The sequence below is a fragment of the Ruegeria sp. BHSA191 genome (assembly GCF_059613325.1).
Map to the genome: position 1 here is coordinate 217744 of NZ_JBXWSH010000004.1, position 24820 is coordinate 242563.

At 62.7% G+C, this 24820-nt stretch carries 26 protein-coding genes and 1 tRNA gene; 13 read left to right on the forward strand and 14 right to left on the reverse strand.

Annotated elements, in window-relative coordinates:
- The first annotated feature begins 149 nt into the window (after window positions 1-149).
- The 5 genes from AC2FNS_RS06420 to glmM all read left to right on the forward strand — a co-directional run bounded on the left by AC2FNS_RS06420 (window position 150) and on the right by glmM (window position 5681).
- Window positions 150-824, forward strand: coding sequence for a cell wall hydrolase (locus AC2FNS_RS06420; protein WP_496682209.1), 675 nt, complete (start codon window positions 150-152; stop codon window positions 822-824).
- A 79-nt stretch (window positions 825-903) separates the two neighbouring features.
- Entirely contained in the window at window positions 904-2280 is a 1377-nt protein-coding gene (locus AC2FNS_RS06425; RefSeq protein ID WP_496712815.1) for a multicopper oxidase family protein, read from the forward strand.
- Window positions 2281-2382: 102 nt separating this feature from the next.
- Window positions 2383-3303 carry a dihydroneopterin aldolase gene (locus AC2FNS_RS06430; protein WP_496682204.1) on the forward strand — a complete coding sequence of 307 codons (921 nt, stop codon included), beginning with the start codon at window positions 2383-2385 and terminating at the stop codon, window positions 3301-3303.
- On the forward strand, window positions 3300-4298 hold the full coding sequence (gene folP / locus AC2FNS_RS06435; protein WP_496797376.1) for a dihydropteroate synthase: 999 nt from the start codon (window positions 3300-3302) through the stop codon (window positions 4296-4298). The genes AC2FNS_RS06430 and folP overlap by 4 nt, the downstream gene beginning before the upstream one ends.
- A 36-nt stretch (window positions 4299-4334) precedes the next feature.
- The gene (gene glmM, locus AC2FNS_RS06440) at window positions 4335-5681 is read left to right on the forward strand and encodes a phosphoglucosamine mutase (protein ID WP_496712819.1); all 1347 of its coding nucleotides are present in this window, start codon (window positions 4335-4337) and stop codon (window positions 5679-5681) included.
- On the opposite strand, the gene AC2FNS_RS06445 is transcribed toward glmM, so the two are convergent.
- Together AC2FNS_RS06445 and ilvC are read right to left on the reverse strand one after the other, a co-directional pair.
- Window positions 5675-6577: a DMT family transporter gene (locus tag AC2FNS_RS06445; protein ID WP_496712821.1), complete on the reverse strand. Its 903-nt coding sequence runs from the start codon at window positions 6575-6577 to the stop codon at window positions 5675-5677. The genes glmM and AC2FNS_RS06445 overlap by 7 nt on opposite strands.
- Window positions 6578-6649: 72 nt before the next feature.
- Window positions 6650-7672: a ketol-acid reductoisomerase gene (gene ilvC, locus AC2FNS_RS06450; protein ID WP_496682193.1), complete on the reverse strand. Its 1023-nt coding sequence runs from the start codon at window positions 7670-7672 to the stop codon at window positions 6650-6652.
- A 131-nt stretch (window positions 7673-7803) separates the two neighbouring features.
- Here ilvC and AC2FNS_RS06455 point away from each other — a divergent pair, with 131 nt between their 5' ends.
- Both AC2FNS_RS06455 and AC2FNS_RS06460 read left to right on the forward strand, forming a co-directional pair.
- A complete protein-coding gene (locus tag AC2FNS_RS06455; protein WP_496682190.1) occupies window positions 7804-8259 on the forward strand; it encodes an Lrp/AsnC family transcriptional regulator in 456 nt (151 codons plus the stop codon).
- A complete protein-coding gene (locus AC2FNS_RS06460; RefSeq protein ID WP_496686637.1) occupies window positions 8256-8714 on the forward strand; it encodes an Lrp/AsnC family transcriptional regulator in 459 nt (152 codons plus the stop codon). The genes AC2FNS_RS06455 and AC2FNS_RS06460 overlap by 4 nt, the downstream gene beginning before the upstream one ends.
- 3 nt (window positions 8715-8717) lie before the next feature.
- Here AC2FNS_RS06460 and hutC read toward each other — a convergent pair whose 3' ends face one another.
- Window positions 8718-9332 carry a histidine utilization transcriptional repressor HutC gene (gene hutC / locus AC2FNS_RS06465; protein WP_496686636.1) on the reverse strand — a complete coding sequence of 205 codons (615 nt, stop codon included), beginning with the start codon at window positions 9330-9332 and terminating at the stop codon, window positions 8718-8720.
- Window positions 9333-9648: 316 nt separating this feature from the next.
- Between hutC and AC2FNS_RS06470 the strand changes: the two genes are divergently transcribed.
- Window positions 9649-10776, forward strand: coding sequence for an aminotransferase class V-fold PLP-dependent enzyme (locus AC2FNS_RS06470; protein WP_496682183.1), 1128 nt, complete (start codon window positions 9649-9651; stop codon window positions 10774-10776).
- 13 nt (window positions 10777-10789) lie between these two features.
- On the opposite strand, the gene AC2FNS_RS06475 is transcribed toward AC2FNS_RS06470, so the two are convergent.
- The 3 genes from AC2FNS_RS06475 to AC2FNS_RS06485 form a co-directional block, all read right to left on the reverse strand.
- Window positions 10790-11986 carry a UbiH/UbiF family hydroxylase gene (locus AC2FNS_RS06475; protein WP_496727583.1) on the reverse strand — a complete coding sequence of 399 codons (1197 nt, stop codon included), beginning with the start codon at window positions 11984-11986 and terminating at the stop codon, window positions 10790-10792.
- Window positions 11987-12060: 74 nt separating this feature from the next.
- Complete coding sequence (locus AC2FNS_RS06480) at window positions 12061-12309, reverse strand: hypothetical protein (RefSeq protein ID WP_496711927.1); 249 nt, start codon at window positions 12307-12309, stop codon at window positions 12061-12063.
- 122 nt (window positions 12310-12431) lie between these two features.
- Window positions 12432-13076, reverse strand: a complete 645-nt coding sequence (locus AC2FNS_RS06485; protein WP_496711928.1) for a pyrimidine 5'-nucleotidase — start codon at window positions 13074-13076, stop codon at window positions 12432-12434.
- 101 nt (window positions 13077-13177) lie between these two features.
- On the opposite strand from AC2FNS_RS06485, the gene AC2FNS_RS06490 reads away from it, so the two are divergent.
- Window positions 13178-13825 carry a GntR family transcriptional regulator gene (locus AC2FNS_RS06490; protein ID WP_496682172.1) on the forward strand — a complete coding sequence of 216 codons (648 nt, stop codon included), beginning with the start codon at window positions 13178-13180 and terminating at the stop codon, window positions 13823-13825.
- Here the strand turns inward: AC2FNS_RS06490 and AC2FNS_RS06495 are convergent.
- Window positions 13782-15695: a glycosyltransferase family 2 protein gene (locus AC2FNS_RS06495; protein ID WP_496711929.1), complete on the reverse strand. Its 1914-nt coding sequence runs from the start codon at window positions 15693-15695 to the stop codon at window positions 13782-13784. The two genes, AC2FNS_RS06490 and AC2FNS_RS06495, sit on opposite strands and share 44 nt — an antisense overlap.
- 90 nt (window positions 15696-15785) lie before the next feature.
- Window positions 15786-16952, reverse strand: a complete 1167-nt coding sequence (gene carA / locus AC2FNS_RS06500) for a glutamine-hydrolyzing carbamoyl-phosphate synthase small subunit (RefSeq protein ID WP_496711930.1) — start codon at window positions 16950-16952, stop codon at window positions 15786-15788.
- A gap of 183 nt (window positions 16953-17135) precedes the next feature.
- Here carA and AC2FNS_RS06505 point away from each other — a divergent pair, with 183 nt between their 5' ends.
- Complete coding sequence (locus AC2FNS_RS06505) at window positions 17136-17618, forward strand: GatB/YqeY domain-containing protein (RefSeq protein ID WP_496682166.1); 483 nt, start codon at window positions 17136-17138, stop codon at window positions 17616-17618.
- 7 nt (window positions 17619-17625) lie between these two features.
- On the opposite strand, the gene AC2FNS_RS06510 is transcribed toward AC2FNS_RS06505, so the two are convergent.
- The 3 genes from AC2FNS_RS06510 to ctaD form a co-directional block, all read right to left on the reverse strand.
- On the reverse strand, window positions 17626-18117 hold the full coding sequence (locus tag AC2FNS_RS06510) for a DUF2244 domain-containing protein (RefSeq protein ID WP_496682165.1): 492 nt from the start codon (window positions 18115-18117) through the stop codon (window positions 17626-17628).
- A gap of 45 nt (window positions 18118-18162) precedes the next feature.
- On the reverse strand, window positions 18163-18762 hold the full coding sequence (locus tag AC2FNS_RS06515) for a 2-hydroxychromene-2-carboxylate isomerase (RefSeq protein ID WP_496711931.1): 600 nt from the start codon (window positions 18760-18762) through the stop codon (window positions 18163-18165).
- Window positions 18763-18896: 134 nt separating this feature from the next.
- The gene (gene ctaD, locus AC2FNS_RS06520) at window positions 18897-20555 is read right to left on the reverse strand and encodes a cytochrome c oxidase subunit I (protein WP_496682160.1); all 1659 of its coding nucleotides are present in this window, start codon (window positions 20553-20555) and stop codon (window positions 18897-18899) included.
- A gap of 292 nt (window positions 20556-20847) precedes the next feature.
- Between ctaD and AC2FNS_RS06525 the strand changes: the two genes are divergently transcribed.
- Window positions 20848-21267 carry an HIT family protein gene (locus AC2FNS_RS06525; protein WP_496682157.1) on the forward strand — a complete coding sequence of 140 codons (420 nt, stop codon included), beginning with the start codon at window positions 20848-20850 and terminating at the stop codon, window positions 21265-21267.
- Between the two features lie 8 nt (window positions 21268-21275).
- Here AC2FNS_RS06525 and AC2FNS_RS06530 read toward each other — a convergent pair whose 3' ends face one another.
- Entirely contained in the window at window positions 21276-21689 is a 414-nt protein-coding gene (locus AC2FNS_RS06530; RefSeq protein WP_496686620.1) for a MerR family transcriptional regulator, read from the reverse strand.
- 74 nt (window positions 21690-21763) lie between these two features.
- Between AC2FNS_RS06530 and AC2FNS_RS06535 the strand changes: the two genes are divergently transcribed.
- On the forward strand, window positions 21764-22690 hold the full coding sequence (locus tag AC2FNS_RS06535; protein WP_496711932.1) for a cation diffusion facilitator family transporter: 927 nt from the start codon (window positions 21764-21766) through the stop codon (window positions 22688-22690).
- Between the two features lie 334 nt (window positions 22691-23024).
- Here AC2FNS_RS06535 and lipB read toward each other — a convergent pair whose 3' ends face one another.
- Entirely contained in the window at window positions 23025-23684 is a 660-nt protein-coding gene (gene lipB / locus AC2FNS_RS06540) for a lipoyl(octanoyl) transferase LipB (protein ID WP_496711933.1), read from the reverse strand.
- 38 nt (window positions 23685-23722) lie between these two features.
- The gene (locus AC2FNS_RS06545) at window positions 23723-24382 is read right to left on the reverse strand and encodes a DsbA family oxidoreductase (protein ID WP_496711934.1); all 660 of its coding nucleotides are present in this window, start codon (window positions 24380-24382) and stop codon (window positions 23723-23725) included.
- A gap of 141 nt (window positions 24383-24523) precedes the next feature.
- Between AC2FNS_RS06545 and AC2FNS_RS06550 the strand changes: the two genes are divergently transcribed.
- Window positions 24524-24610: transfer RNA gene (locus AC2FNS_RS06550), tRNA-Leu, on the forward strand.
- Window positions 24611-24820 lie beyond the last annotated feature (210 nt).

Sequence of the window (24820 nt, forward strand, 5' to 3'; positions counted from 1 at the left end):
GCCCTCCGAGCCCTAAGAATAGTGGGCTTGGGGTGGACCTGTGGCCAATTTTTTTGGCCCGACGGGCAAGATTTCTCTTGCCGAATCCTCAAAACTGGACGTTTCGCCCCGTCTGGGGTAAACCCCCCTCGCGCCCGCCGGGGGAGGGTATGGCGCGCGAAGTGCCTGTGCGAGGTTATCTGATGATACGTTACATACTGGCTGTTGCCATTGCGGCGGCAACCGTGCTGCCGAGTGCGTCCGTCGCCGAGAGAGAGACCACCGATTCCGCCAAGCGTGAACTGGTGTCCCGCAACGAGCTGCCGGGGCAAGGCTTCCGTGATTACCTGAAGCTTTTCCAACCACGCAAAGAGGTCAAGCCGGTTGAGGTTACCTACTCGAAAGGATGGCTCGATCAATTGCCCAAGGCGGCCGGCGGAGAGGACTGGAAATGCTTGGCCGAAGCTCTGTATTTCGAAGCGCGCGGTGAAAGCGTCCGCGGCCAGTTCGCGGTTGCCGAGGTGATTCTGAACCGGGTTGAAAGCAGCCGCTTCCCCAATTCGGTTTGCGGAGTGATCCGTCAGGGTACCGGCAAGAAGTATCAGTGCCAATTTACCTATACCTGCGACGGCCGCAAAGAGGTGATCCGTGAAAAGAAGGCCTATGAGCGTGTTGCCAAGGTGGCGCGTCTGGCCATGGATGGGGTTGGTAAACCGCTCACTTCGGGCGCAACGCACTATCACACCAAGGCTGTTCGCCCGTCATGGGCGCGGGTCTACAAAGAGACCGCGAGGATCGGTGTGCACATCTTTTATCGCCACAACTACCGGACAGCGAGCAACTAGCGCGAATTGACGCACCCGCGCTGTACGCTTGATGGCGCGGGGGTGAAGGCAGGCTATGTTGCGGGAAAGGAGACCCGTGATGAAACCAAGCCGCCGAGACCTATTGAAATCTGCTGCAGCCTTCGCGGCTTATCCGACGTTTGCCCAAGCTGCTCCGCCGACCCTGCAAGCGCGCGAGGGAACGCAGTTGATCGCGCCCGAGGGTTACCCACAGACTGGTGTTTGGGGCTATGGCGGTCGGGTACCAGGCCTGCCGATACAGGTGAAACAGGGTGCGCGGGTCCAGCGCCGTCTGGTGAATGATCTGCCGCAGGCCACCTCGGTGCATTGGCACGGTATCCGCATTGCCAACGACATGGACGGTGTGCCCGGGCTGACGCAGGATGCGGTGCCGGCGGGCGGCGTTTTCGACTATGATTTCGTCGCGCCGGACGCGGGCACCTTTTGGTACCACGCCCACAATAAGTCGGTCGAGCAGGTGGCGCGCGGGCTCTATGGCCCCTTGATCGTCGAAGAGCCCCAGGCGCCGGATGTTGATCAGGATCTGACCTTGATGCTGGACGACTGGCGGCTCGACCCAGAAACCGCGCAGATCACCGGTGATTTCGAAAATGGGCACGACCTCAGCCATGCCGGACGCCTTGGCAACCTTGTGACGGTCAATGGACGTTTCGACCCCTCCTATACCGTCAAGCGCCACGAACGCCTACGGTTGCGCCTGATCAACGCCGCGAACGCCCGCATTTTCGATCTGGGCCTTGATGGTTTGGCGGGGTGGATCGTCGCGCTGGACGGCATGCCGGTGTCGGATCCGATCGCGATCGAAGACACATTCCCGCTGGCGCCCGCGCAGAGGGCGGACCTGATCGTCGACGTCGTGGCCGAAGATGGCAGCGCGGCCGGCCTGTTCAGCCGGGAACGCGACGGCGCCTTTGGCGTCGTGCGCCTGGACGTTTCGGGGCAGGCCGCGTCGGTGCCCCGCAAAAGTGTTCAGCCGCTGCCGCCAAATCCTTTGCCCGAGATCAGGGGGCTGGATGGCGTTCCGCGTCACCGCATGACACTGCAGGGCGGGGCCATGCGCTGGTTGGATAGTGCCCGGCTGGGCGATACGGAATTGTCTGGCCGCGAACTGGCGCAGTTGGGCCGGTTCTGGGCGTTGAACGGTTATGCCGAACGCCCCGACGACCCGTTTCTGGATGCGCCCCTTGGCAGCCTTCACCGGATCGCCTTCTTCAACGAAACCGCCTTTCCTCACGCCATGCACTTGCATGGTCACCACTTTCGGCTGATCTTGCCGGACGGAACCCTTGGCCCGTGGCGCGACACGGTTCTTGTCGAACGTGGCGAAACCCGCGAGATCGCGCTGGTCATCGACAACCCGGGCAACTGGTTGCTGCATTGTCACATGCTGGGCCATGCCGCGTCTGGTATGATGAGCTGGTACCGCGTCACCTGACGCCGCTTTCGGCGGCTGGAATGGCGTTTGTTTGAGTGCTATAGCCGCGCCCAACGAATAATTTGGGCAAACCTGTCCAAGCTGCCCGAAAAGGCCTGTGCCATGAGCTCTGAAATCCGCCTTGCCTTTGCGCATCCGTCCGAACGGTCCGAGGCGACCGCGCCACGCGGACCGCTGGATCGCATTTCCCTGCGCGATCACATCGTCGAGGTTGAGATCGGCGCCTTTCAGGCCGAGCGGGGCACCACCCAGCGTATCTGCTTCAACATCGTGGTCGAGGTGCGCCCGCTGACCGAGCAGATCGACGATGACGTCGACCGCATCCTGTCCTACGACCGGGTGACCGAGGCCATCGCTTATGAACTGGCGGCCGAGCGCCTGAACCTTCTGGAAACGCTGGCCGAACGGATCGCCGAACGGATTCTACTTGAACCTCAGGCGGTAAGAGCTTTTGTCCGAATCGAAAAACTGGATCGGGGCCCCGGCGCTTTGGGGGTCGAGATCGTGCGTGGCAAGGACGCCGTCCATCACGATGTCATCGAGGAAGAACGTCCCCATCCCAGGCTGGTCTTTCTGTCGAACGCAGCGATTGAGTCCGACAATTTGTCGGGCTGGATCGACCAGTTGGAGAGCCGGCAGCGGCCGCTGATCCTGTGCGTCGGCGCGTCCGATCTGCCGGTGCCGCAGACCGGCCACGCCATGACCCAGCGCCGGATCGACCTGCTGGCGATCGAGCAGAACGCCTGGGTGCTGGCAGCGCGCGACCCGCGCTGTGTCGTCGTGTCGACCCGGACCGAGCTGAACTGGGCCATGAAGAACGGCCAGATCTGTGTCTGGGCACCGTCCAAGATCGTGCTGGATGCGGTCGATGGGCCTTCGGCGGCACCGTCCGATGCGGTGGCCTTGGCGGCCTGGTTCGCCGCCACTTTCGAAGCCAGCGAAATGCTGGTCATCGGTGGGCAACTGCCCGAGGCGCCCAAGACACCGCTGCGGGCGGTCCCGGTGGAGCAGGCGCAACTGTGACCAGTTACTATCGCCCACTGGTGCAACACGGGCCTGTGCGCCCGGACGGGGCCTCGCCGCTGGCGGGGCAGGGCTTGTGGTTCACCCATGCCGAATGCCTGCGGCGTGACGCGGCACCCCGGATCGTTGCAGCCGCCGACATCCCTGAAACGTGGCTCGACCGGCTGATGCAACCGCGCGCCGAGATTGCCGGGCTGGATATGACGCAGCCGCAGATCATGGGCATCCTGAACGCCACGCCAGACAGCTTTTCCGATGGTGGCAAGCACAACACCCCCGACGCCGCTTGTGCAGCAGCCCGGGAAATGGTCGCGCACGGTGCGACTATTCTGGATATCGGCGGTGAATCCACGCGCCCCGGTGCGGATTTCGTGCCCGAGGACGAAGAGATCGCCCGTACCCAGCCCTTGATCCGCGCGATCCGGGCTGAGACACCGGCGCTGATTTCGATCGACACGCGCAAATCCGCCGTGGCCAGGGCTGCGGTCGAGGCCGGTGCGGGGCTGATCAACGACGTTTCGGGCTTTACCTTCGATCCTGCACTTGGCGCTTTCTGCGCCGAGATCGATGCGCCGGTCTGCGTAATGCACATGCAGGGCGACCCGGCCACGATGCAGGACAACCCGACCTATGACGACGTTCTGCTGGACGTCTACGATTTCCTGTCCGGGCATGTGGCCTGGCTGGAAGACCTCGGGCTGGATCGGGGCCGGATCATCGTTGATCCGGGCATCGGGTTCGGAAAGACCGAGGAACACAACCTGACCTTGCTGCGCAATCTCAGCCTGTTTCACGGGTTGGGCTGCCCGATCCTGCTGGGCGTGTCACGCAAAGGCTTCATCGGCCGGATCGGCAAGGAACCGCGCAAGGATGCCCGCGCACCGGGATCAATCGCCGTGGCGTTGGCTGGATTGTCGCAAGGTGTACAGATCATCAGGGTACATGACGTGGCCGAGACCGCTCAGGCCTTGCGCCTGTGGGCCGCTGTCCGGTAATCGGGTCGCAGTCAGGACCAACCGGAGAAAGCAGGAATGCGCAAGCTGTTCGGAACCGACGGGGTGCGGGGCACCGCCAACACCTATCCGATGACGGCCGAGATGGCGTTGCGGATCGGCGCGGCCGCGGGGCGCTACTTCCGCCGGGATGGCTCGGGCGTTCACCGGGTGGTGATCGGCAAGGACACGCGCCTGTCGGGCTATATGCTGGAAAGTGCGCTGACGGCGGGTCTGACATCGACCGGCATGAACGTGCTGCTGTTGGGGCCGGTGCCGACACCGGCGGTCGGGCTGATGACCCGGTCGATGCGGGCTGATCTGGGTGTGATGATTTCGGCCAGCCACAACCCGGCCGAGGACAACGGGATCAAGTTCTTCGGCCCCGATGGGTTCAAACTGTCCGACCAAGCCGAGCTGGAGATCGAACAGCTTATCGAAGCGGGTGTCAAACCCGCGCGGGCGCAGAATATCGGGCGCGCCCGGCGTGTCGATGACGCGCGGTTCCGCTATGGCGAGCGGGTCAAGTCATCTCTGCCGCGCGATCTGCGGCTGGACGGTCTGAAGGTGGTGATTGACTGTGCCAACGGGGCCGCACACCGCACCGCGCCCGAGGTGCTGTGGGAATTGGGGGCCGAGGTGATCCCGGTGGGAACGGCGCCCAACGGCACGAACATCAATCTGGGCTGCGGCTCGACCCAGCCGCGCGTGGCGGCCGAGGCCGTCGTGGCGCATGGGGCGGATGTGGGCATCTGCCTCGACGGTGATGCCGACCGGGTGGTGATCGTGGATGAGACCGGACAGGTCGCCGATGGTGATCAGCTCATGGCCCTTCTGGCCACCGCCTGGGCCACTTCCGAACGGTTGAAAGGCGGCGCTCTTGTTGCGACCGTCATGTCGAACCTGGGTCTGGAGCGGTTCCTGGGCGCGCGCGGGCTGCGGCTGGAACGGACGGCGGTCGGTGACCGCTATGTGGTCGAGCGTATGCGGGAAGGCGGGTTCAACCTTGGCGGCGAGCAATCCGGCCACATCGTCATGAGCGACTATGCCACCACCGGTGATGGCCTGATGGCGGGGCTGCATTTCCTGGCCGAGATGGTCATTTCCGGACGCAAAGCCTCGGATCTGGCGCAGCAGTTCGAGACCGTGCCGCAACTGTTGAAGAACGTGCGCTATGGCGAGGGGCAGGCCCCGCTGGAAACGGACACGGTCAAGGCCGCGATCGCCGAAGCCGAGGCGCGGCTGAACGGGCAAGGGCGGCTGCTGATCCGCAAGTCGGGTACCGAGCCGTTGATCCGTGTGATGGCGGAATGCGAGGATGACGCCCTTTTGGCGCAGGTGGTCGATGGGATCGTGGCCGAGGTCGAAGCTGCAGCGCGTCAGTAGCCAAAGAGCATTTTGCGCAGGCTGAACCATTGGCTGATCGCCATTCCGGTCAGGATCAGCGCCAACGCGATGTAGAACCGCAACGGCAGCGCCTCGGACAGGATCCACGCGCCGAAGATCATGGACCAGACCGGTACCTGATAGTTCACCAGCGTCATGAAGACCGACCCGGCGCTGCGAATGATCGACACCCGCAGCAGGGTGGCAAAGGCCGTGGGCACAAGCCCCAGTACGATCAGCGCAAGAGTTGGGCGCAAGCCCTGCGGGGCGGGCACGCCCTCGGTCGCCATCATGACCGGCAGCAGGATCACTGCGCCCACCGCCAATGTCAGCGCGGCCAGAACCACCGGGTCAATCGGCGGGCAGCGCCGGGTCAGGATCGACGCCACGGAATAGCAGAATGCCGCCCCGATGCAGGCCAGCTGTGCCAGCGGTTCGGCCCCGCTGCCCAGTTGCGCCAGCCCTGGGCCGATGAGCGTCAGCGCTCCGGTGAATCCCAGCGATACCCCCACGAACCGGCGTGCGTTCAGGGGTTCATCCGAAAAGAAATGCGCCAGCGGCAGCACCATCAGCGGAATTGCCGCCATGGACAGCCCGGCAAAAGCCGAAGGCACATATTGCTGCCCCCAGCTGAGCAGCACGAAAGGCAGCGCGGTGGACAGGATGCCGATCAGGATTACCGACCACGCCAGACTTGGTGTCAGGCTGGGGATGCGCCGCCCGGCCAGCCCCATCAAAGCCAGAAGCATCACCGCCCCCAGAGTCGTCCGCGCCGTGGCCACCGTGATCGGGCCATAGCCTTCCAACGCCATCGCGACAACCATGAAGGTGCCGCCCCAGATCAGGCCCAGGGCAATGACGCCGCTCCAGTCGCGTATGTCGGGTTGATGCACCATCGCTGGCCGTTCATCCGTTGTGCATGAAAAGGGCGGCCACTGTGGCCGCCCTTTGGTTTCAACCGTTCCGGCTCAGTTCTTTTCCTGATCGACCAGCTTGCCGGCCGAAATCCAGGGCATCATGCCCCGCAGCTTTTTGCCGACTTCTTCGATCTGGTGTTCGTCATTGGCCCGGCGCGAGGCCTTCAGGAAGGGTTGGCCCACCTGGTTTTCCAGCATGAAGTCACGCACGAACTTGCCCTGCTGGATGTCCGACAGAACCTCTTTCATCGCCTTCTTGGTCTGCTCATAGGGCAGGATGCGCGGCCCGGTGACGTATTGACCGTATTCCGCAGTGTTCGAGATCGAGTAGTCCATGTTGGCGATACCGCCTTCATAGATCAGGTCCACGATCAGCTTCACCTCGTGCAGACACTCGAAATAGGCCATCTCGGGCGCATAGCCGGCCTCGACCAGAGTTTCAAAACCGCAGCGGATCAGTTCGACCAGACCGCCGCACAGAACAGCCTGCTCGCCGAACAGGTCGGTCTCACACTCTTCGCGGAAGTTGGTCTCGATGATGCCCGAACGGCCGCCGCCGATGGCCGAGCAGTACGACAGGCCGATTTCCAGCGCCTTGCCGGTTGCGTCGGTGTGAACGGCCACCAGGCAGGGCACGCCGCCGCCTTTGACATATTCGCCGCGCACCGTGTGGCCGGGGCCTTTGGGTGCCATCATGATGACGTCCACGCCCTCTTTCGGCTCGATCAGGCCGAAATGCACGTTCAGGCCGTGAGCAAAGGCGATGGCCGCGCCGGGCTTGATGTTGTCATGCACGTATTTCTTGTAGGTCTCGGCCTGAAGCTCGTCGGGCATGGTGAACATGATGACGTCGCACCAGGCCGCGGCTTCGGCGATCCCCATCACCTGCAGGCCTTCGGCTTCGGCTTTCTTGGCCGAGGGCGAGCCTTCGCGCAGAGCGACGACCAGGTTCTTGGCACCCGAGTCGCGCAGGTTCAGCGCGTGGGCGTGGCCTTGGGAGCCATAGCCCAGGATGGCCACTTTCTTGTCCTTGATCAGGTTGATGTCGCAATCGCGATCGTAATAGACGCGCATTTTGCCGGTCCTTTCTGTTTCGATTGATGCGGTTCTATCTGTGACGATTGCTATTGGCGAGAGCGTTGGGATTGGATATTGACGAAAGATGTAAACAATAATTCTTAGAAATAAGAAAAAACGAAAAATTCATGCTTGACGATATCGACCGCCGCATCCTGCGCCATTTTCAGGCCGAGCCAAGCCTGAGCACCGCCGAACTGGCCGAGCGGTGCCGGATCAGCAATGGCGTGTGTTGGCGCCGGATCGAGAAGATGCAGGCCGCCGGGATCATTCAGGGGCAGGAGGCCGTGATTGACTGGTCCGCCATGGGCTATGCGGTCGAGGTGTCGCTGCGGGTGACGCTGGACAAGACCCAGCCGCGCGCCTTCGACGAGTTCACCGCGGCGGCCCGAAAGGTACCCGAGGTGATCGAGATCCAGACCTTTCTGGGGCGGGTGGATGTTCGCCTGTCCATCATCGCGCGGGACATGGCGCATTATCAGCAGGTCTATCGCGACCGTATCCTGACCTTGCCGCATATCGCCGACATCGAGGCCCTGATGCACATCGCGCGGGTCAAACGGGACGAGGTGCTGCCGGTATGATCGAACTGGACGATCTTGACCGCAAGCTGCTGCGCGCCTTGGCGCAGGACGCCACGCAGAGCGCGGGTGCGCTGGGGCGGCGTTTCGGGCTGTCGCAGCCCGCGACATGGCGCCGGATCCGGCGGCTGGAGCAGGCGGGCATCATCAAGGGGCGCAGGCTGCGCCTGAACGCCGAGGCGCTGGGGTTCGGTGTCACCGTATTTCTGGGCGTCAAGCTGGCGCGCAAAGGGCAGGTCAGCCTCGAGGATTTCGAACGCGCCGTCAGCGCCATCCCCGAGGTGCAGACCGTGGAACACGTTCTGGGCCTGTATGATTATCGGCTGAGAGTGGTGGCGCGTGACTTGGCGGATTTCGAGCGTGTTCTGCGCCGCCGCATCATGACACTGCCTGGGGCCGGAGATGTCGAAGCCAACGTGCTTCTGAGCGAAGAACGCCGACCGGGGCCCATCGGCTAGGTTTCAGTACTGGGTGCGGATGCAGTATCCGGGGTGGAAGGTCATGCGCGCAAAGGACAATGGCACTCCGTCCTTCCAGGTGGTTCGCTCCAGTTGCATCATCGCTGCTGCGGTCGTTGTACCCATATAATCGGCAAGGCCGCTGTCGGCGGAAATTGCCCTGAAGGCGATTTCGGCAACCGAAAACGGCGCGGCGTCCAGCAACCATTCATGCGGCGATGTCCGCTCTAGGTCGGCCGCTTCAATTTCGGGGACGGCGGCGATGTTGACCCACCGTTCTTCGTGCTGAAAAGGACGGTTGTCTGCATAATGCATGCAGACCACGTGCAGCACCCGCGCATTTGCCTGCAGGCTGAGTTGCGAGCTGAGCCAACCGGGGCTGGGCACCACATTCCGTTCCACAAGTGAATAGCGATAGGCGGCATTCTGGTCTTCAACGACTTGCTTGACCACAGACAGCTCGAGCTTGGCCTGCTTGCTGGGCAATTTCTTGACCCGAGTGCCACTTTTGCGTTTGCGTTCGACAAAGCCCTGTTCGGCAAGTTCGCGCAGCGCCCGGTTCACGGTTGCCCGCGCGCAGTTGAATTCCTCGGCCAGCTGTGTCTCGGTCGGCAGCAATGCGCCTTGTGGCCAGACACGGGTTTCAATCCGCCTTTTGACTTCGTCACGAACAAACTGAAAACTGATACGCTTGTGAGCATTCACTGTCTGGAAATTCCTGTTCAGGTTCCGGCTGAGCGTATCTGTTCAGAAACACGCCAGAGTGTAAAGATCACCTGATACTGGTTGGCGTCATTTTTGCCGTTCCGGCCGATACTGTTGCATTCGAGAATATCAAAATGACATTTTCCTTGGGTCAATCGTTGATATTGGCCAGCCCATTCCCATAGTTTGTGTCTTATTTCTAAAAAATCAAAACTTGAAAGGAGCCTCCATGCCCGCATTGTTGGAAACCGTCGATCCACAGGGGCTTGAGGAGTTTTCGGTTGTGTTCACCGACCGCTCGCTCAATCACATGTCGCAGGCTTTTCAGCAGGTGATGCGCGACATCTCAGGGATGCTGCGGAGCGTTTATGGCGCGGATGGCGTGGCCATTGTGCCGGGTGGCGGAACCTACGCGATGGAGGCTGTGGCCCGCCAATTCGCCCGTGGCGCCAATGTGCTGGTGGTACGCAACGGCTGGTTCTCGTATCGCTGGAGCCAGATTATCGAAACCGGGGGCCTGACGGCGTCAGCCACCGTATTGAAGGCCCGTCAAACGGGGAATTCCAGCCCGTCGCCCTTTGCGCCCGCGCCGATCGACGAGGTGGTCGAAACCATTCGCAGCCAGCGACCCGGCGTGGTGTTCGCGCCGCATGTGGAAACCTCGGCCGGGGTCATTCTGCCGGACGACTATGTCAGCGCGATGGCTGCCGCAGCGCACGAGGTCGGCGCGCTGATGGTGCTCGACTGCATCGCCTCGGGCTGTGCCTGGATCGACATGAAGGCCACCGGCGTGGACGTTCTGATCTCGGCCCCGCAAAAGGGTTGGAGCGCCTCGCCCTGTGCTGGTCTGGTCATGCTGTCTGAACGCGCCGAGGCGCGGCTGGCCGAGACCACCTCGGACAGTTTCGCGCTGGACCTGAAGAAATGGCGCCAGATCATGCAGGCCTATGAGGGCGGCGGCCATGCCTATCACGCCACCATGCCCACCGATGCGCTGCGGGCGTTCCGGGACACGATGCTGGAGACCCGTGACTATGGGTTCGACAAGCTGCGTGACGCGCAATGGCTGCTGGGGAATGCGGTGCGGGCGATGCTGCGCGACAAGGGGGTCGTTTCGGTCGCGGCCGAAGGCTTTGGGGCACCGGGGGTGGTGGTCAGTTATACCGACGACCCCGAGGTGCAGAACGGCAGGAAGTTCGCCGCGCTGGGCATGCAGATCGCGGCCGGGGTACCTTTGCAATGTGACGAGCCCGAAGGGTTCAGCACCTTCCGTCTGGGCCTGTTCGGGCTGGACAAGCTCTATGATGTCGATGGCACGGTGGCCCGGCTGAAGCGGGTGCTGGATCAGGTGCTTTAGGCCCGAACGGGCCTCAGCGCACGCCGAGGCCCATCTGCATCAGCGTCTTGCGCACCACCGGCATCGAATAAAGCGCGTTGAGCCCTGCGGCGCGCGCATCGCGCAACGGCCGTGCCTCGACCATCGAGGCGCGGTTCAGCAGGTCGATCCCCTTGACGCGCAGCTCGATCTCGGAATGACGGGCCTTGTGATAGGCGTCGAGCATTTGGGCATCTCCCAGACCCTCGGGCCGGGCCTTGGCCAAGTCCAGCAGGCTGCGCAGATCCCCCAGTGACATGTTCAGCCCCTGCGCCCCGATCGGGGGCACCACATGGGCGGCCTCGGCCATCAGCGCCACGCGCTGGGCCGACAGGCGCTCGGCCGATTGGCTGATGATCGGCCAGATCGTCCGGCGTGAGGCCAGTTTCAGCGGTCCGAACAGGCCGCAGGACCGCTCGGTCATCGCGGCTTCGAACTCGGCCTCGGGCAGGTTTAGCAGTTCGACCGCGCGTGGGCCGCGCTCCATCCACACGATCGCCGACGAGGGCTGGCCCTGCCAGTCAGGCAGGGGGACCAGGGTGAACGGCCCGCCGGACCGGTGGATCTCGGTCGAGACGTTTTCATGGGCGATCGGATGGGTCACCGCAAAGGCCAATGCCTTTTGCCCGTATCGCGTGGTGTGGACCTTGATCCCCGCAGCCTCTCGCATCGGCGAGTTGCGGCCGTCGGCGGCGATCACCAGCTTGGTGCGGATGCGCGTGCCGTCGGACAGACCCACACGCGCCTCGGCGGTGCGGGTGAACAGGCAGACGGTGCCGGTGCCGGGGCGGAAATCGACATTCGGCAGTTCGTGCAGCCGGGCCACCATCTCGCGCCGTAGCAGCCAGTTGGGCAGGTTCCAGCCAAAGGGTTGATCCGAGATATCGGCGGCGTTGAAATCGCGCACCACGCGCGGCTCGGGGATGTCGCCGCCCGCGTCCACGATGCGCATGATCTGCAACGGCGCGGCGTAAGGTTCCAGCCGGTCCCACAATCCGCAGTGCTGCAGCAGGCCGTGCGCCGGCTGCAGAAACGCGGTGGTGCGTAGGTCGGACCCGTCGGCGTCTCGGTCGGTGACGGGTGGGGTCGGGTCCACGCAGATCACGTCGAACCCTGCGGCGCCGAATACGGCCGCCGCGGTCAGCCCGGCGATGCCGCCGCCGGAAATCAGGATGTCACAACTGTCGGTCATCGCGTCATTCTCCGTTGCCTGCGGACCCTAGTGCGGTTCTGGGGCCTGCGCCAAGTGACATCCTGTCCCGTGGTCTAGCCGCGTGAAATCAGGACCAGAATCAGGAACATCACCGGCACCATCGCCAGGGCCGGCAGATACAGGCCCGGCAGGCCGAACAATAGGGCGGAACAGCCCCACATGCTGACCAGCGCCGCAACGGTATAGCCCAGATCCTCGGGCTTTCCATTGGCCGCATCACGGGCCAGCCAGCCAAGCAGGGGAATTGCAAAAAGCAGGCGCTGCCAAAAGGGCAGGCGGCCGGGCATCTCGATCGCGGTCATCGGGGTCTCCAGTTCTGTTCGTCGCTGAGCCTGATGTAGGAACGACTTTGCACCTGCAGAATGCGCGGATCGTCGCAGTTTCGGGCTGCGCGCAGGCGCATTTCGTCGCAGTCTCGGGTGGTTCAGATCAGGCGCGCGAGAAAGGCGGTCAGGTCATCCGTGTGGTGGTGGATGTGATCCGCGTCATGAGGATCGGGCGCAACATGCACCGTACGCATGCCCATGTCGTGCGGGACCTTCAGGTTGCGCGGCTCGTCCTCGAACATGGCGGCGCGGTCGGGGTGGATGCCGTCGCGGTCAAAGACCGTTTCAAACGCGGCCTTGTCGGGTTTGGGGCGATACCCCGCATGTTCGACCCCATAGATCGCGTCGAACAGCCCATCCAACCCGCGTGAGGCCAGAACCCGCTCGGCGTAGGGCGCGCTGCCGTTGGTGTAGACGATGCGCCGCCCGGGCAGGGCCCGGATATGCGCGGCCAGCGCAGGGTCGGGCTCCATGTGGCTCAGGTCGACCTGATGAACCGCGTGCAGATAGGGCTCGGGGTCCAGATCATGTTCGGCCATCAGCCCGGCCAGCGTGGTGCCGTGTTCACGCCAATAATGTTGACGCAGTCGGTCGGCCTCGGCCCGGTCGACGCGCAGGGCTTCGACCACGTATTCCGTCATCAGCACCTCGATCTGATCGAACAGGCGCATGTGCGGCGGATACAGGGTATTGTCCAGATCGAACACCCACTGAGTGACATGCGAAAACGCAGGCTTGACCATGGGGTTGGGTTTAGGCCGTGGCCACCGGGTTTTCAATGGCGCACTTGATTGCAGACCCATGGCCCGGATAGACAGGTCCGAACGAGGAGAGACCTGACCCAATGAACCAGTCCCGACAGCCCCAGACCGATGCATACAGCCTGATCCTCGAAGCGATCGACGTAGGGGTGTACAAACCCGGTGACCGGCTGGTGGAAAGTGAACTGGCCGAGCGGTTCGGCGTGTCGCGCACCCCGATCCGCGAGGCGCTACAGCGGCTTGAGACGCAGTCGCTGCTTGAACGTGACGGGCGGTCGCTGATCGTGGCCTCGCTGGACCACAACCAGATGGCCGAGCTGTATGTCGTCCGGCGTGAATTGGAGGGGCTGGCGGCCCGGCTGGCCGCGCGGCATGCGACCGAGGAAGAAATCAAGGTATTGCAGGACATGGTCGCGGCCGACGACGCACTTGTGGGTGACCCGGTCGCCCTGTCGCGCGCCAATCGACGGTTCCACGAACAGATCCACCTGGCGTCGCACAACCGCTATCTCGTGCAGCAGCTGGATCTTGTGCACCGCACGATGGCGCTTATGGCCACCACGTCGCTGGCAGCGCAAGGTCGGGGCGAGATCGCCCAGAACGAGCACAAGGCGATCGTTGACGCCATCGCGGCCCGCGACGAGGAGGCCGCGGACCGGGCGCTGAAAGAGCATATCTCGGTCGCGTTCATGACCCGTCTGAAACAGGACGCAATCCGGCGCGAAAAGTAGGCTTGGGCAGGTTTTCTTCGGCTGCCTGGCCATGCTGGGTCTTGTCCCAGAAGAACGGGTTGGCCGCCAGTTCCCACAATGCCTTGTAGGCGGCTATCACGCCCAGCGGATAATACAGCGCCATGGTGGGTACCCATGGGATAAGGAACCGACGGCCGCCCGAGACCACGCCCAGTGTGCCCACGATGATGTTCGCGGCTTCGGCGGTCAGGAACAGATAGACGCAACCGCGCAGGATTTCCGGCGCTATGACGCCCTGGAAAGGATGCGGCCACCCGACCGAGGCCAGCCAGAAGGCCCAGAGCACCGGGGCAAGCAGAAATTGCCCGACCGTGCCCAGAAAGAAGGCCTGAACCCCGAAAAACCGCCACGCCCCAAGGTCGCGCAGCAGCCGCGTCGGAGACCGCATATGCACCAGGTAGGTGACCATGAAGCCTTTGAGCCAGCGTGACCGCTGCTTGATCCAAGGCCAGGCGCGGAAATTCGCTTCTTCATAGGTCGTGGTGTCCACGATCTGGGTGCGATAGCCAGCGCGGGTCAGGCGCAGGCCCAGATCCGCGTCCTCGGTGACGTTGTGTGCGTCCCAGCCGCCAAGCTCGATCAGCTTGTCGCGGCGGAAGAAGAATGTCGTTCCTCCCAGCGGCACGACCAGCCCCAGCCGGGCGATTCCCGGCAGGATCACTCGGAACCAGCCGCTGTATTCGATGGTGAAGCAACGGGCGCGCCAGTTGGTTCGCGGGTTGTAGAAATCCAGTGCCCCCTGCAGGCAGACCACGTCTTCGGGCGCCTTTGCGAAATGGCGAGCCACGGTCTCGAGCTGGTCCGGCACGGGGGCGTCTTCGGCATCCCAAACGCCCACGATCTCGCCCCGGCAGAAATCCAGCGCATAGTTCATGGCGCGCGGCTTGGTGGTCAAATCGCCCAGGGCCGGTACCTCGATCGTGCGCATCCAGCTTGGCAGATCGGCTTTTTCCAGCGCCGCGCGCGTGACGCCATCCTTCTCCTCCAGCACGAGGACGACATCCAGCAGCGCCTTGGGGTATGTCAGACGTTGCAGACGCTGGACCAGAGCGCCAGCGATTTCCCGTTCCTTGTACAATGGAACCATGATCGAAACGCTGGGAAGCCGGGCAGGCGATTCCATCAATTCGGTCTGGCGTGTTCTTCGCGGAGCGAAATAGGCCGCCACGCCAGCCAGACGCAGGACCAGAAACAATGTCAACGTGCCGACCGCGGCCCAGAACAGCAGCGAAAGACCAAGCTGCGGGATGGCGGCAAGCCCGGCGACGGCCATCAGAAACGCAACAGCCGGCTTGAACCGCGAACCGAGATTCCACCCACGGCAACTCTGGCTCAGTGGTGCGCGGGTTTCTGCAGCCTCGGCCAGCTGCGTCTTGTACCGGTCCGCGATCGCATTGTCGATCTGGTCCGCTTGGGCCAAGACCGGCAGGACCGTTTGCGCGCAGTCGCGCAGGCGATCGGCCACCACGTCGAACCGATCAGGGCGGGCGGTGGCCACCATAAGGATCGGCCCGACCCGCATCCACGGAATGACGTTGTGTTCGATCCAGAATTGCACCGGGCGCAGGGCGCACAGTTCGGCAGGCGGAGGGGAGGTCTCGAGATCGGCGAATTGCAACCGGCGTTGATGCCGCAAAGCGCACAGAACATCTTTGCGCGTGGCCCAGTTTTCGCTGACGAGAATCTCGCCCAACGGTGCCTTCTGTCGCTTTTGCGATTGCAGCGCCGCGTCCAGTTGTTGGGGCGTAATCGTTCCCGCATCGACCAAACAGGCGCCAAGGGGCTTCCAAATCTCCGATCCGGCCACTGCTGTCGCGGGACCCTGATCCGAAAAACTCAACTCAACCATATTGATACCCTGCCCGAAGTCACTCGGGCAGAGTTGCTCAATCAAGGTTAATCCCAGGTTAACGGCTGCGCATATCGCAGCCAACGTGGTTTAAGCGTGGGCTTTTCTGTCCGCCATGGCCTGCGCGAACCGTTCGAACAGGTAGAAACTGTCCTGCGGGCCGGGGGACGCCTCGGGATGGTACTGAACCGAATAGACGGGACGGTCGGTCATGCGGATGCCGCAGTTCGAACCGTCAAACAGGGAGCGGTGGGTTTCGATCACGCCTTCGGGCAGCGATTGCGCGTCCACGGCGAACCCGTGGTTCATCGACGTGATCTCGACCTTGCCGGTTTCCAGATCCTTGACCGGGTGGTTCGCGCCATGGTGGCCGTGGTTCATTTTGACCGTTCGGCCGCCCAGCGCCAGCGCCAACATCTGGTGGCCAAGGCAGATCCCGAAGACCGGAAGGTCGGTGGTGTCGAGAATTTCGCGGATCATCGGCACAGCGTATTCCCCGGTGGCGGCCGGATCGCCCGGACCGTTGGACAGGAACACGCCGTCGGGGTCATGGGCCAGAACTTCTGCCGCGGTGGCGGTTGCGGGCAGCACGGTCACGTCGCACCCGGCCGAGGCCAGACAGCGCAGGATGTTCCGTTTGGCGCCGTAATCCAGGGCGACGACCTTGTGCAGGGGTGCCTGTTGCCGCTGATAGCCGTCGGGCCAGGCCCAGCGCATCTCGTCCCAGCGGTAGCTTTGGGCGCAGGTCACCTCCTTGGCCAGATCCATCCCTTCCAGCCCGGCAAAACCACGCGCCGCAGCGATCAGCGACTCGATGTCAAAATTGCCGTCGGGGTCGTGGGCCAGGGCCACATGCGGGGCGCCCTGCTGACGGATCGCGCGGGTCAGCCGGCGGGTATCGACCCCACCGATGGCGATCCGGCCGCGCCTGGCCAGCCAGTCGGTCAGCCGCTCGGCCGAGCGCCAGTTCGATGGCTCGGTCGGGTCCCATTTCACGACCATGCCTGCCGCCACCGGATCGGCGGTTTCGTCATCCTCGGGATTGACGCCGACATTGCCGATATGCGGGAAGGTGAACGTGACGATCTGACCGGCATAGGACGGGTCGGTCATGATCTCCTGATAGCCGGTCATCGCGGTGTTGAAACACAGCTCGGCCACGGTCTGGCCCGTGGCGCCGAAACCGGTGCCGAAGAAGAGCGTTCCGTCGGCCAGTGCCAGACATGCGGTGGGCTTGGACGTGGCGTTGTGGGCCATGGCGCGACTCTCCTTTTGGGTAAATCGGCGCATAACTAAGGGGGTTGGTGCCTCGGGTCAACCCTGTTCAATTTTCGGGCTTTTGTTGTTTTTCAACGGCTTAACAAAAGTCCAAGGGTGTTGTGTCATGAAAACTGTTTGGATATGTTCGGGGTTCCGTTGCCATGGGGATGAATTGAGCAGATGGATATGCGAACGCGGATCACCACCGCCCTGAAGCAAGCAATGAAAGACAAGGACACCGAGCGCCTGTCGACCCTGCGGCTGATCAATGCCGCCATCAAGGACCGCGACATTGCCAAGCGCGCCGAGGGCAACGAAGAGGCCAACGGCTGCGGCGATGCGGATGTGCTTGAGATCCTTGGGAAAATGAGCAAGCAACGCAAGGAGAGCGCCCGCGCCTACGAGGAGGGCGGCCGCCTTGACCTGGCTGAACGCGAACTGCGCGAGGTCGAGGTGATCGAGGAATTCTTGCCCAAGCAACTGGATGACGACGAAGTCGCCGCCGCGATCGAGGCGGCGATCAGCGCGACCGGAGCCGGTTCGATCCGCGACATGGGCAAGGTGATGGGCGCTCTGAAATCGCGCTATGCCGGCCGGATGGATTTCGGCAAGGTCGGGCCGTTGGTCAAAGACCACCTGTGCAGCGTTTCGAACGGCGGCTAAGGCTGTCTCAGCCGACCGCCGGATCGCGCAAGCGTTTCACCAGGTCGTCGTAGAGGGAAACGCGCTCTTCCTCGGACAGGAAGGCACCGATTTCGACGACGCGGCCTTCGCCCGACAGGGTGACATAATTTGGCACCGGCCCGCCGGTCGGGTGGATCTCGGGACGGGCCCAGTATCGGTTGCACTGCCATTCCTGCCGAGGGGCTCGCGGGGCATGGCGCACCAGATGGGCCTGGGTGCCGGACAGGGTCAGAACCTCGTGGACGCTGCGGGCGCGGTAATTGGCCTCGAACGCCAGCCAAAGCCCGGCCACGGTCAGCAGCAGAAACGGCAGAAGCCCCCACAGAAGGACCGATCCCAGAACCGCCAGCAGGGGGATCAGGCCAAACAGAAAGACCGCCAGAACGACGGCCATCGCACCGCGCGGCGGCAACGAGTTGTGCGGCCACAGGCGCAGGCGCTGCTCGGCATCTGATGTGTCTTCCCAGTGATACGGCATCACGACAAAAAATAGCGGCCGTGCCCGTGTTGTCGATGGGCAATTTCACACGACATGCCCGACCCGCGCCCACGAGAGCGCGTCTTCCAGCCGGTCATCGCCCCAGAACACTTCGCCACCGACGACAAAGCTTGGGGCGCCGAAAATGCCCAGGCGGATGGCGGTGTCGGTTTCGGCCTGCAGCGCGGCTTCGGCCTGCGGGGTGCGGGCGCGGGCCAGTACCGGCAACGGGTCCTGCTGACAGCGGAAAAGGGCCTCGGAGATGGCCTGCTCACTGCCGGCCTCGACCCCCTCTTCGAACCAGATCCGGTACAGCGCCTGGGTAAAGCCCTTGCCCCAGCCTTCGGACATGCCCAGCAGCGCGACCTGATTGGCCAGCTCCAGATCCGAGATTGGATAGGGCGCGGGCAGGCGCGCATGGATGTGGTACTTGGACGCCCTGCGCTGGATATCGCGCCACATATAGGCCGATTTCACGGGTTTGCCCGCAAAGGGAATGTTTCGCTGTTCGGACATCACGGCCCGCACGTTGAATGGGCGCCATGTGACCGTCGCGCCGTTTTCCTCGCACCACGCGTCCAAGCGCATGATGGTCAGGAAGCTGTAGGTGCTGCCGATCGAGTACCAAAAATCAATATCGGCCATGGCATCCCCCGAGGTTGCCGCAGTTGTCGGGCAGGGACCAGATTACCCGATTTTTACCAATCTGGCGATGGCGGCCGTGGGGGCAAAGAAAAACCCCGCCGAAATGGCGGGGTTTTGTCATTTTGAAGCCGGGGTCAGTGCGCGTGGCTCTTGTCCCAGTCTTCCTGCTTGGGCAGCTGCTCGAACGTATGCTCGGGCGGCGGCGAGGGCAGGGTCCATTCCAGCGTGTCCGCGTATTCGTTCCACGGGTTCGGGCGCGTTTCCTTGGCACCACGGAACAGGGCGTAGAACACGATGCCGAAGAACAGCAGGAACGAAGCGAACGAGATGAACGCACCGATCGACGAGACGAAGTTCCACTGGGCGAATGCCTCTGGGTAGTCGATGTAACGGCGCGGCATGCCCTGACGGCCCAGGAAGTGCTGCGGGAAGAAGGTCAGGTTTGCACCGATGAAGAACATCCAGAAGTGCACCTTGCCCCAGAACTCCGAGTACTGACGGCCCGTCATCTTCGAGAAGTAGAAGTACACGCCTGCAAAGATGGCAAAGACTGCACCCAAGCTCATCACGTAGTGGAAGTGAGCGACGACATAGTAGGTGTCGTGATAGGCGCGGTCGATACCGGCCTGCGACAGAACCACACCGGTCACACCGCCGACGGTGAACAGAAACAGGAAGCCGAAGGCGAACAGCATCGGCGTCTTGAACTCGATCGAGCCGCCCCACATGGTTGCGATCCACGAGAACACCTTCACGCCCGTCGGAACTGCGATGACCATCGTGGCCAGCATGAAGTAGGCCTGCTGACGCAGCGACATGCCGACGGTGTACATGTGGTGTGCCCACACGACGAAGCCCAGCACGCCGATTGCGATGATCGCCCAGACCATCGGCAGATAGCCGAAGATCGGCTTGCGCGAGAAGGTTGCGATCACGTGGCTGATGATGCCGAAGCCGGGCAGGATCACGATGTACACTTCGGGGTGACCGAAGAACCACAGGATGTGCTGATACAGAACGGGGTCACCGCCACCGGCCGGGTCAAAGAAGGTGAAGCCGAAGTTGCGGTCCATCAGCAGCATGGTGATCGCGCCCGCCAGAACCGGCAGCGACAGCAGAATCAGCCACGAGGTGACGAAGATCGACCAGCTGAACAGCGGCACCTTGAACAGGGTCATGCCCGGGGCACGCATGTTCAGGAAGGTGGTGATCATGTTGATCGCGCCGAGGATCGAGGAGGCGCCCGATACGTGCACGGCAAAGATCGCCAGGTCCATGGACATGCCGCCTTCGGTCGTCGACAACGGCGGGTACAGAACCCAGCCCACGCCCGAGCCGGCTTGGTCGTTGCCTCCGGGGGCCAGCAGCGAAGCGATGCCCAGCGAGGTGCCGGCGACATAGAGCCAGAAGGACAGGTTGTTCATCCGCGGGAAGGCCATGTCCGGCGCACCGATCTGCAACGGCATGAAATAGTTGCCGAAACCGCCGAACAGCGCGGGGATGACCACGAAGAACATCATCAGAACACCGTGATAGGTGATCATCACGTTCCAAAGGTGTCCGTTCGGGGTGCAGGGATCGGCCATGAAGCCTTCCAGGCACATGTACTGAACGCCCGGATGCATCAGTTCTAGCCGCATGTAGATGGTCATCGCGACCGAGATGAACCCGGCAAAGGCCGAGAAGATCAGGTAAAGGATCCCGATATCCTTGTGGTTGGTCGACATGAACCACCGGGTAAAGAACCCGCGCTGGTCTTCATGATCGTGACCATGAATGGCTGCGTCTGCCATTTAGGTGCCTCCTGTTGCAAATAGACCGCGCAGCCGGACCTCTCCGGCGCGCGGGATTCCTGCTGGTTTTAGAATGCAAGGGGGCGGCCTTCAATGGCCGAGTTTGATCTGGATCAAGAATAATTGTCGCGGGGCAGGAGGTCACCCACACGAATTTGGCCCTGACCAAGCGGTAGCTGGGGATGATCGGGTGAATTGCAAGGGCTGGGGCTGCCCGAGGGCGGAATCGCGCCTTGACCCGCCGCGGGCTTGGCCGCAGAACAACACGCAGCCCCATTGCCGGAGACCTGTCATGTCCACTTATGATCCCGAAAACATCTTTGCCAAGATCCTGCGGGGCGAGATCCCCTCGACCCGTGTGTACGAAGATGATGAAACGCTGGCATTCATGGATATCATGCCGCGCGCCGACGGGCATCTGCTGGTGATCCCCAAGACCCCCTGCCGCAACATCCTTGACGCCTCCCCCGCGCAATTGGCCGCAGTCATGGCCACCGTGCAGAAACTGGCGCGCGCCGTCATGAAAGCCTTTGACGCCGACGGAGTGACCGTCCAGCAATTCAACGAGACCGCAGGCGGGCAAGAGGTGTTTCACCTGCATTTCCATGTTCTTCCGCGCCGTGAAGGCCTGCCCATGCGGCCGCCGGGCAAGATGGGCGATTTGGACGAAATCGCCGCGCATGCCGAGCGGATCCGGGCGGCGCTGGACTGATCCGGCGCTCAGTGCGGCCCTGAACAGTCGTCATGGGCGCCAAAGGCGTGCAGAACCGCGCAGACATGATCGTGCTGCCCGTCACAGGCAGTGGCGATCCGGGCCAGTTCGGACTCGAGCCTTTGCAACTTGCCGATGCGTTCCCGCAGATCATGCAACTGCCGCCGTGCGATCTCGTGCGCCCGGTTCAGGTCGTCGCCCTGCGCGCCCTCGAGCGACAGCAGCGCCTCGACATCGGCCAGCGGCAGTCCAAGGTCGCGCGTGTGGCGGATGAAGCGCAGGCGGTCCAGCGCCGCCTCGTCATAGCGCCGCTGATTGCCCGCTGTGCGTTCCGGTTGCGGCAGCAGGCCCTTGTCTTCGTAGAACCGGATGGTGGGCACCTTGACGCCCGTGCGGCGCGACAGTTCTCCGATCGTGTACATTTTCGGCCCCCCTTGAACCTCTAGTCACTAGAGGAATTAGGTGTTGGTCATGACCCAGACAAGGACCGATTTCCATGGCGCATAAACACGACCACGGGCATCATCACCACCAGATCGACCCAAGCACGGGGGATGCGCGGGTGGCCTGGGCCATCACCGTCAACCTAGCCCTCACGCTGGCTCAGATCGTCGGCGGCATTCTGTCCGGGTCGCTGGCGTTGATCGCCGACGCGCTGCACAATTTCTCGGATGCGGTCGCACTGATCATCGCGTTCTTCGCCCGCAGGATCGCGCGCCGCCCGTCTGATCCCCACATGAGTTTCGGCTATGGTCGGGCCGAGGTGGTGGCAGCTCTGGTCAACTATACCACGCTGGTCGTGCTGGCGATCTACCTGATTTACGAAGGCGTGATGCGCATCGTTCAGCCCGAGCCCATCGACGGCTGGATCGTGGTCTGGATCGCGGTGCTGGCCTTTATCGTCGATGCGGTCACCGCGCTTTTGACCTTTTCGATGGCCAAAACCAGCATGAACATCCGGGCGGCCTTCCTGCACAACCTTGCCGATGCCCTGGGGTCGGTGGCGGTGATCCTGGCCGGCAGCGCCGTGATCTTGTTCGGCTGGACCTGGGTCGACCCGGCCGTGACGATCCTGATCGCGTTCTACATCCTGTGGCACGTCAAGGCGGAAATCACCGGGGCGATCCGCGTTCTGATGCTGGGCGCGCCGCCCGGGCTGGACCCCGAACAGGTCGCCTCCGCCATTGAGGAGGCCGAGGGCGTCGACGGCGTGCACCATGTCCATCTGTGGAGCATGCAGGAGCGCGAGCCGGCCCTGACCGCGCATCTGGTCATCGCGGCCGACGCCTGGCCCGCGGCCGAGCGCATCCGCGTTTCGGTCAGGCAGATCTTGCAGGAGCGATTTGCCATTGGCCACACGACGCTCGAGATGGAACGGACCGGGCGGGGTTGCGAGACCCCGCCGCGGTTCGGGCATGATTGACGGTAGGGCTTGAAACGAGAATTTTTGAAGGTTGGGCCTGAAACGAGAATTGCCGTTCCGATTTGGGGTCGGAACGGCAGACTCGTAACCAAACACTTGATCGATTTTCGCGGGCTGGCCGCGATCACCGGTTAACATACCACTCACTCTTGAACGGTCTCTTCATAATACCTCAGACTGAGGCCATTGTGTGAACCGAAAGTGGTGTTTGGGTTAATTAACCCTGATTTTTAGACACATTTGGGAAAAAGCCGTCTGCTTTGCGAAACAGCGGCCACGTGACAAAGGCATTGTTGTTGCCCTGTGTCACTATCCGGCATGCCGGTGCCGAGAATCACCCGGCGGGTGCTGCTTCGAAAACCTCGTCGAAGGTTTTGCGCAAGGCGACATCAACATCGGCCATCGTCACGGGCAGGCCCAGATCCACAAGCGATGTCACGCCATATTCCCGGATGCCGCAGGGTACGATGCCCGAAAAATGCTCCAGGTCCGGTTCGACATTGATCGAGATCCCGTGGAAACTGATCCACTTGCGCAGGCGGATCCCTATGGCGGCGATCTTGTCCTCGGTCGGTTTGCCTGACGCGGTCAGGGGCTTGTCCTTGCGCGGCACCCAAACGCCGACGCGGCCTTCGCGGATTTCTCCGTGGACATTGAACTCACCCAGAGCGGCGATCACCCAAGCCTCCAGCTGCTTGACGAAGCGGCGCACGTCATGGCCACGTCTGCCGACATCCAGCATGACATACACCACCCGCTGGCCGGGCCCGTGATAGGTGTATTCGCCCCCGCGCTTGCTGGGATAGACTGGAAAACGGTCGGGGTCCGTCAGGTCTTCGGGCTTGGCCGAGGTCCCGGCGGTGTACAGCGGCGGGTGTTCCAGCAGCCAGATGCACTCGTCCGCCTGTCCGGCGGCGATTTCGGCCACGCGCGCCTCCATGAAGGCGACGGCGGCGTCATAGTCGGTCAGCCCGTCTGTGATCTTCCATTCCATGCGTGCCTCTTACCCCGGTTCCCGGCGAAGGGAAAGCGTCAGGCGGCCTCGGACAGGCAGCGTCTCAGCACCTGGGCGTAGGTGTCCGGGCCTTGCGCGCCCGTCAGCAGGTATTTCCCGCCGAAGACCATGGCGGGAACGCCGCTGATGCCGCGGCTTGTCCAGAATTGCTGTTTCTGACGGACGGGTCCCGCATGCGCGCCCGAGGTCAGCGCTGCGCGGGCCGCATCGCCGTCCAGCCCGACGGACCGGGCCGCATCCACCAGAACCTGGGTGTCCGAGACATCCTTCTGATCGGTGAAATATGCGCTGAACAATGCCAGCTTAAGCAGGTGCTGGCGCCCTTGCTCTTCGGCCCAGTCCAACAGCTGATGAGCGGCGAAGGTGTTCACGATGCGACTGTCATCAGTGAAATTGAAGGCAAAGCCCAGATCGGACCCCAGCGCCTTCAGCTGTGCGCGCGCCTGTTGGCTTTGCGCGACGGTAGTGCCGTATTTTTCGATGATATGATCGCGCAGATTCTGGCCCTCGGGTCCCATTGCCGGGTTCAGCTCGAACGGATGCCAGCGCAACCGGGCCTGGACGCCCTCGCGCGTCAGGGCCTGATCGAGTTGCAGAAATCCGACGATGCACCAGGGGCACACGACGTCCGACACGATGTCGATCTGTACGGTGGGGCGAGGGTCGAGCGAAGTCATGTCAAGCTCCTGTCGGGCTGGTCGTCGGTTTCCAGATGGCACAGATATGGTCGAAACAGGGGATTTCCAATGCGGTTGTTTTTGCCTCTTCACATCCATTCGCCAAACGTCTATACGCCGCCGTACCAAGTCATTGGCAGTGCGGTCGTGGCGGAATTGGTAGACGCGCAGCGTTGAGGTCGCTGTGGGGTAACTCCCGTGGAAGTTCGAGTCTTCTCGACCGCACCAATCTCAATACACCAATCATCGTTGCCGCGACATTGTTGGGCTGATCGCTTTCAGCTGCCTTAGACTTGGCGTTTGCGGTCGATACGGCTTACTGCTGAACATCCTCCAGAAGCGGCAGTGTCCTGTCGGCTCGGGTGTGCTACACGATGGCAACGCAGAATCGAAAACCGCCGAATTCGCCAGAAATCTGGGGTAGCCGTGCTGTAACGG

Excerpts from the sequence above, each read along its gene's own strand:
- AC2FNS_RS06515 (WP_496711931.1), bottom strand. The coding sequence starts at position 18,762 with ATGGCCGATATTGATTTTTGGTACTCGATCGGCAGCACCTACAGCTTC.
- AC2FNS_RS06475 (WP_496727583.1), bottom strand. The coding sequence starts at position 11,986 with ATGACCGACAGTTGTGACATCCTGATTTCCGGCGGCGGCATCGCCGGG.
- AC2FNS_RS06530 (WP_496686620.1), bottom strand. The coding sequence starts at position 21,689 with ATGTACACGATCGGAGAACTGTCGCGCCGCACGGGCGTCAAGGTGCCC.
- AC2FNS_RS06495 (WP_496711929.1), bottom strand. The coding sequence starts at position 15,695 with ATGGTTGAGTTGAGTTTTTCGGATCAGGGTCCCGCGACAGCAGTGGCC.
- ctaD (WP_496682160.1), bottom strand. The coding sequence starts at position 20,555 with ATGGCAGACGCAGCCATTCATGGTCACGATCATGAAGACCAGCGCGGG.
- AC2FNS_RS06490 (WP_496682172.1), top strand. The coding sequence starts at position 13,178 with ATGAACCAGTCCCGACAGCCCCAGACCGATGCATACAGCCTGATCCTC.
- glmM (WP_496712819.1), top strand. The coding sequence starts at position 4,335 with ATGCGCAAGCTGTTCGGAACCGACGGGGTGCGGGGCACCGCCAACACC.
- AC2FNS_RS06460 (WP_496686637.1), top strand. The coding sequence starts at position 8,256 with ATGATCGAACTGGACGATCTTGACCGCAAGCTGCTGCGCGCCTTGGCG.
- AC2FNS_RS06525 (WP_496682157.1), top strand. The coding sequence starts at position 20,848 with ATGTCCACTTATGATCCCGAAAACATCTTTGCCAAGATCCTGCGGGGC.
- AC2FNS_RS06505 (WP_496682166.1), top strand. The coding sequence starts at position 17,136 with ATGGATATGCGAACGCGGATCACCACCGCCCTGAAGCAAGCAATGAAA.
- AC2FNS_RS06470 (WP_496682183.1), top strand. The coding sequence starts at position 9,649 with ATGCCCGCATTGTTGGAAACCGTCGATCCACAGGGGCTTGAGGAGTTT.
- AC2FNS_RS06430 (WP_496682204.1), top strand. The coding sequence starts at position 2,383 with ATGAGCTCTGAAATCCGCCTTGCCTTTGCGCATCCGTCCGAACGGTCC.
- ilvC (WP_496682193.1), bottom strand. The coding sequence starts at position 7,672 with ATGCGCGTCTATTACGATCGCGATTGCGACATCAACCTGATCAAGGAC.
- AC2FNS_RS06480 (WP_496711927.1), bottom strand. The coding sequence starts at position 12,309 with ATGACCGCGATCGAGATGCCCGGCCGCCTGCCCTTTTGGCAGCGCCTG.
- carA (WP_496711930.1), bottom strand. The coding sequence starts at position 16,952 with ATGGCCCACAACGCCACGTCCAAGCCCACCGCATGTCTGGCACTGGCC.
- AC2FNS_RS06425 (WP_496712815.1), top strand. The coding sequence starts at position 904 with ATGAAACCAAGCCGCCGAGACCTATTGAAATCTGCTGCAGCCTTCGCG.
- AC2FNS_RS06420 (WP_496682209.1), top strand. The coding sequence starts at position 150 with ATGGCGCGCGAAGTGCCTGTGCGAGGTTATCTGATGATACGTTACATA.
- AC2FNS_RS06535 (WP_496711932.1), top strand. The coding sequence starts at position 21,764 with ATGGCGCATAAACACGACCACGGGCATCATCACCACCAGATCGACCCA.
- AC2FNS_RS06545 (WP_496711934.1), bottom strand. The coding sequence starts at position 24,382 with ATGACTTCGCTCGACCCTCGCCCCACCGTACAGATCGACATCGTGTCG.
- AC2FNS_RS06485 (WP_496711928.1), bottom strand. The coding sequence starts at position 13,076 with ATGGTCAAGCCTGCGTTTTCGCATGTCACTCAGTGGGTGTTCGATCTG.
- AC2FNS_RS06455 (WP_496682190.1), top strand. The coding sequence starts at position 7,804 with ATGCTTGACGATATCGACCGCCGCATCCTGCGCCATTTTCAGGCCGAG.
- AC2FNS_RS06510 (WP_496682165.1), bottom strand. The coding sequence starts at position 18,117 with ATGCCGTATCACTGGGAAGACACATCAGATGCCGAGCAGCGCCTGCGC.
- AC2FNS_RS06445 (WP_496712821.1), bottom strand. The coding sequence starts at position 6,577 with ATGGTGCATCAACCCGACATACGCGACTGGAGCGGCGTCATTGCCCTG.
- lipB (WP_496711933.1), bottom strand. The coding sequence starts at position 23,684 with ATGGAATGGAAGATCACAGACGGGCTGACCGACTATGACGCCGCCGTC.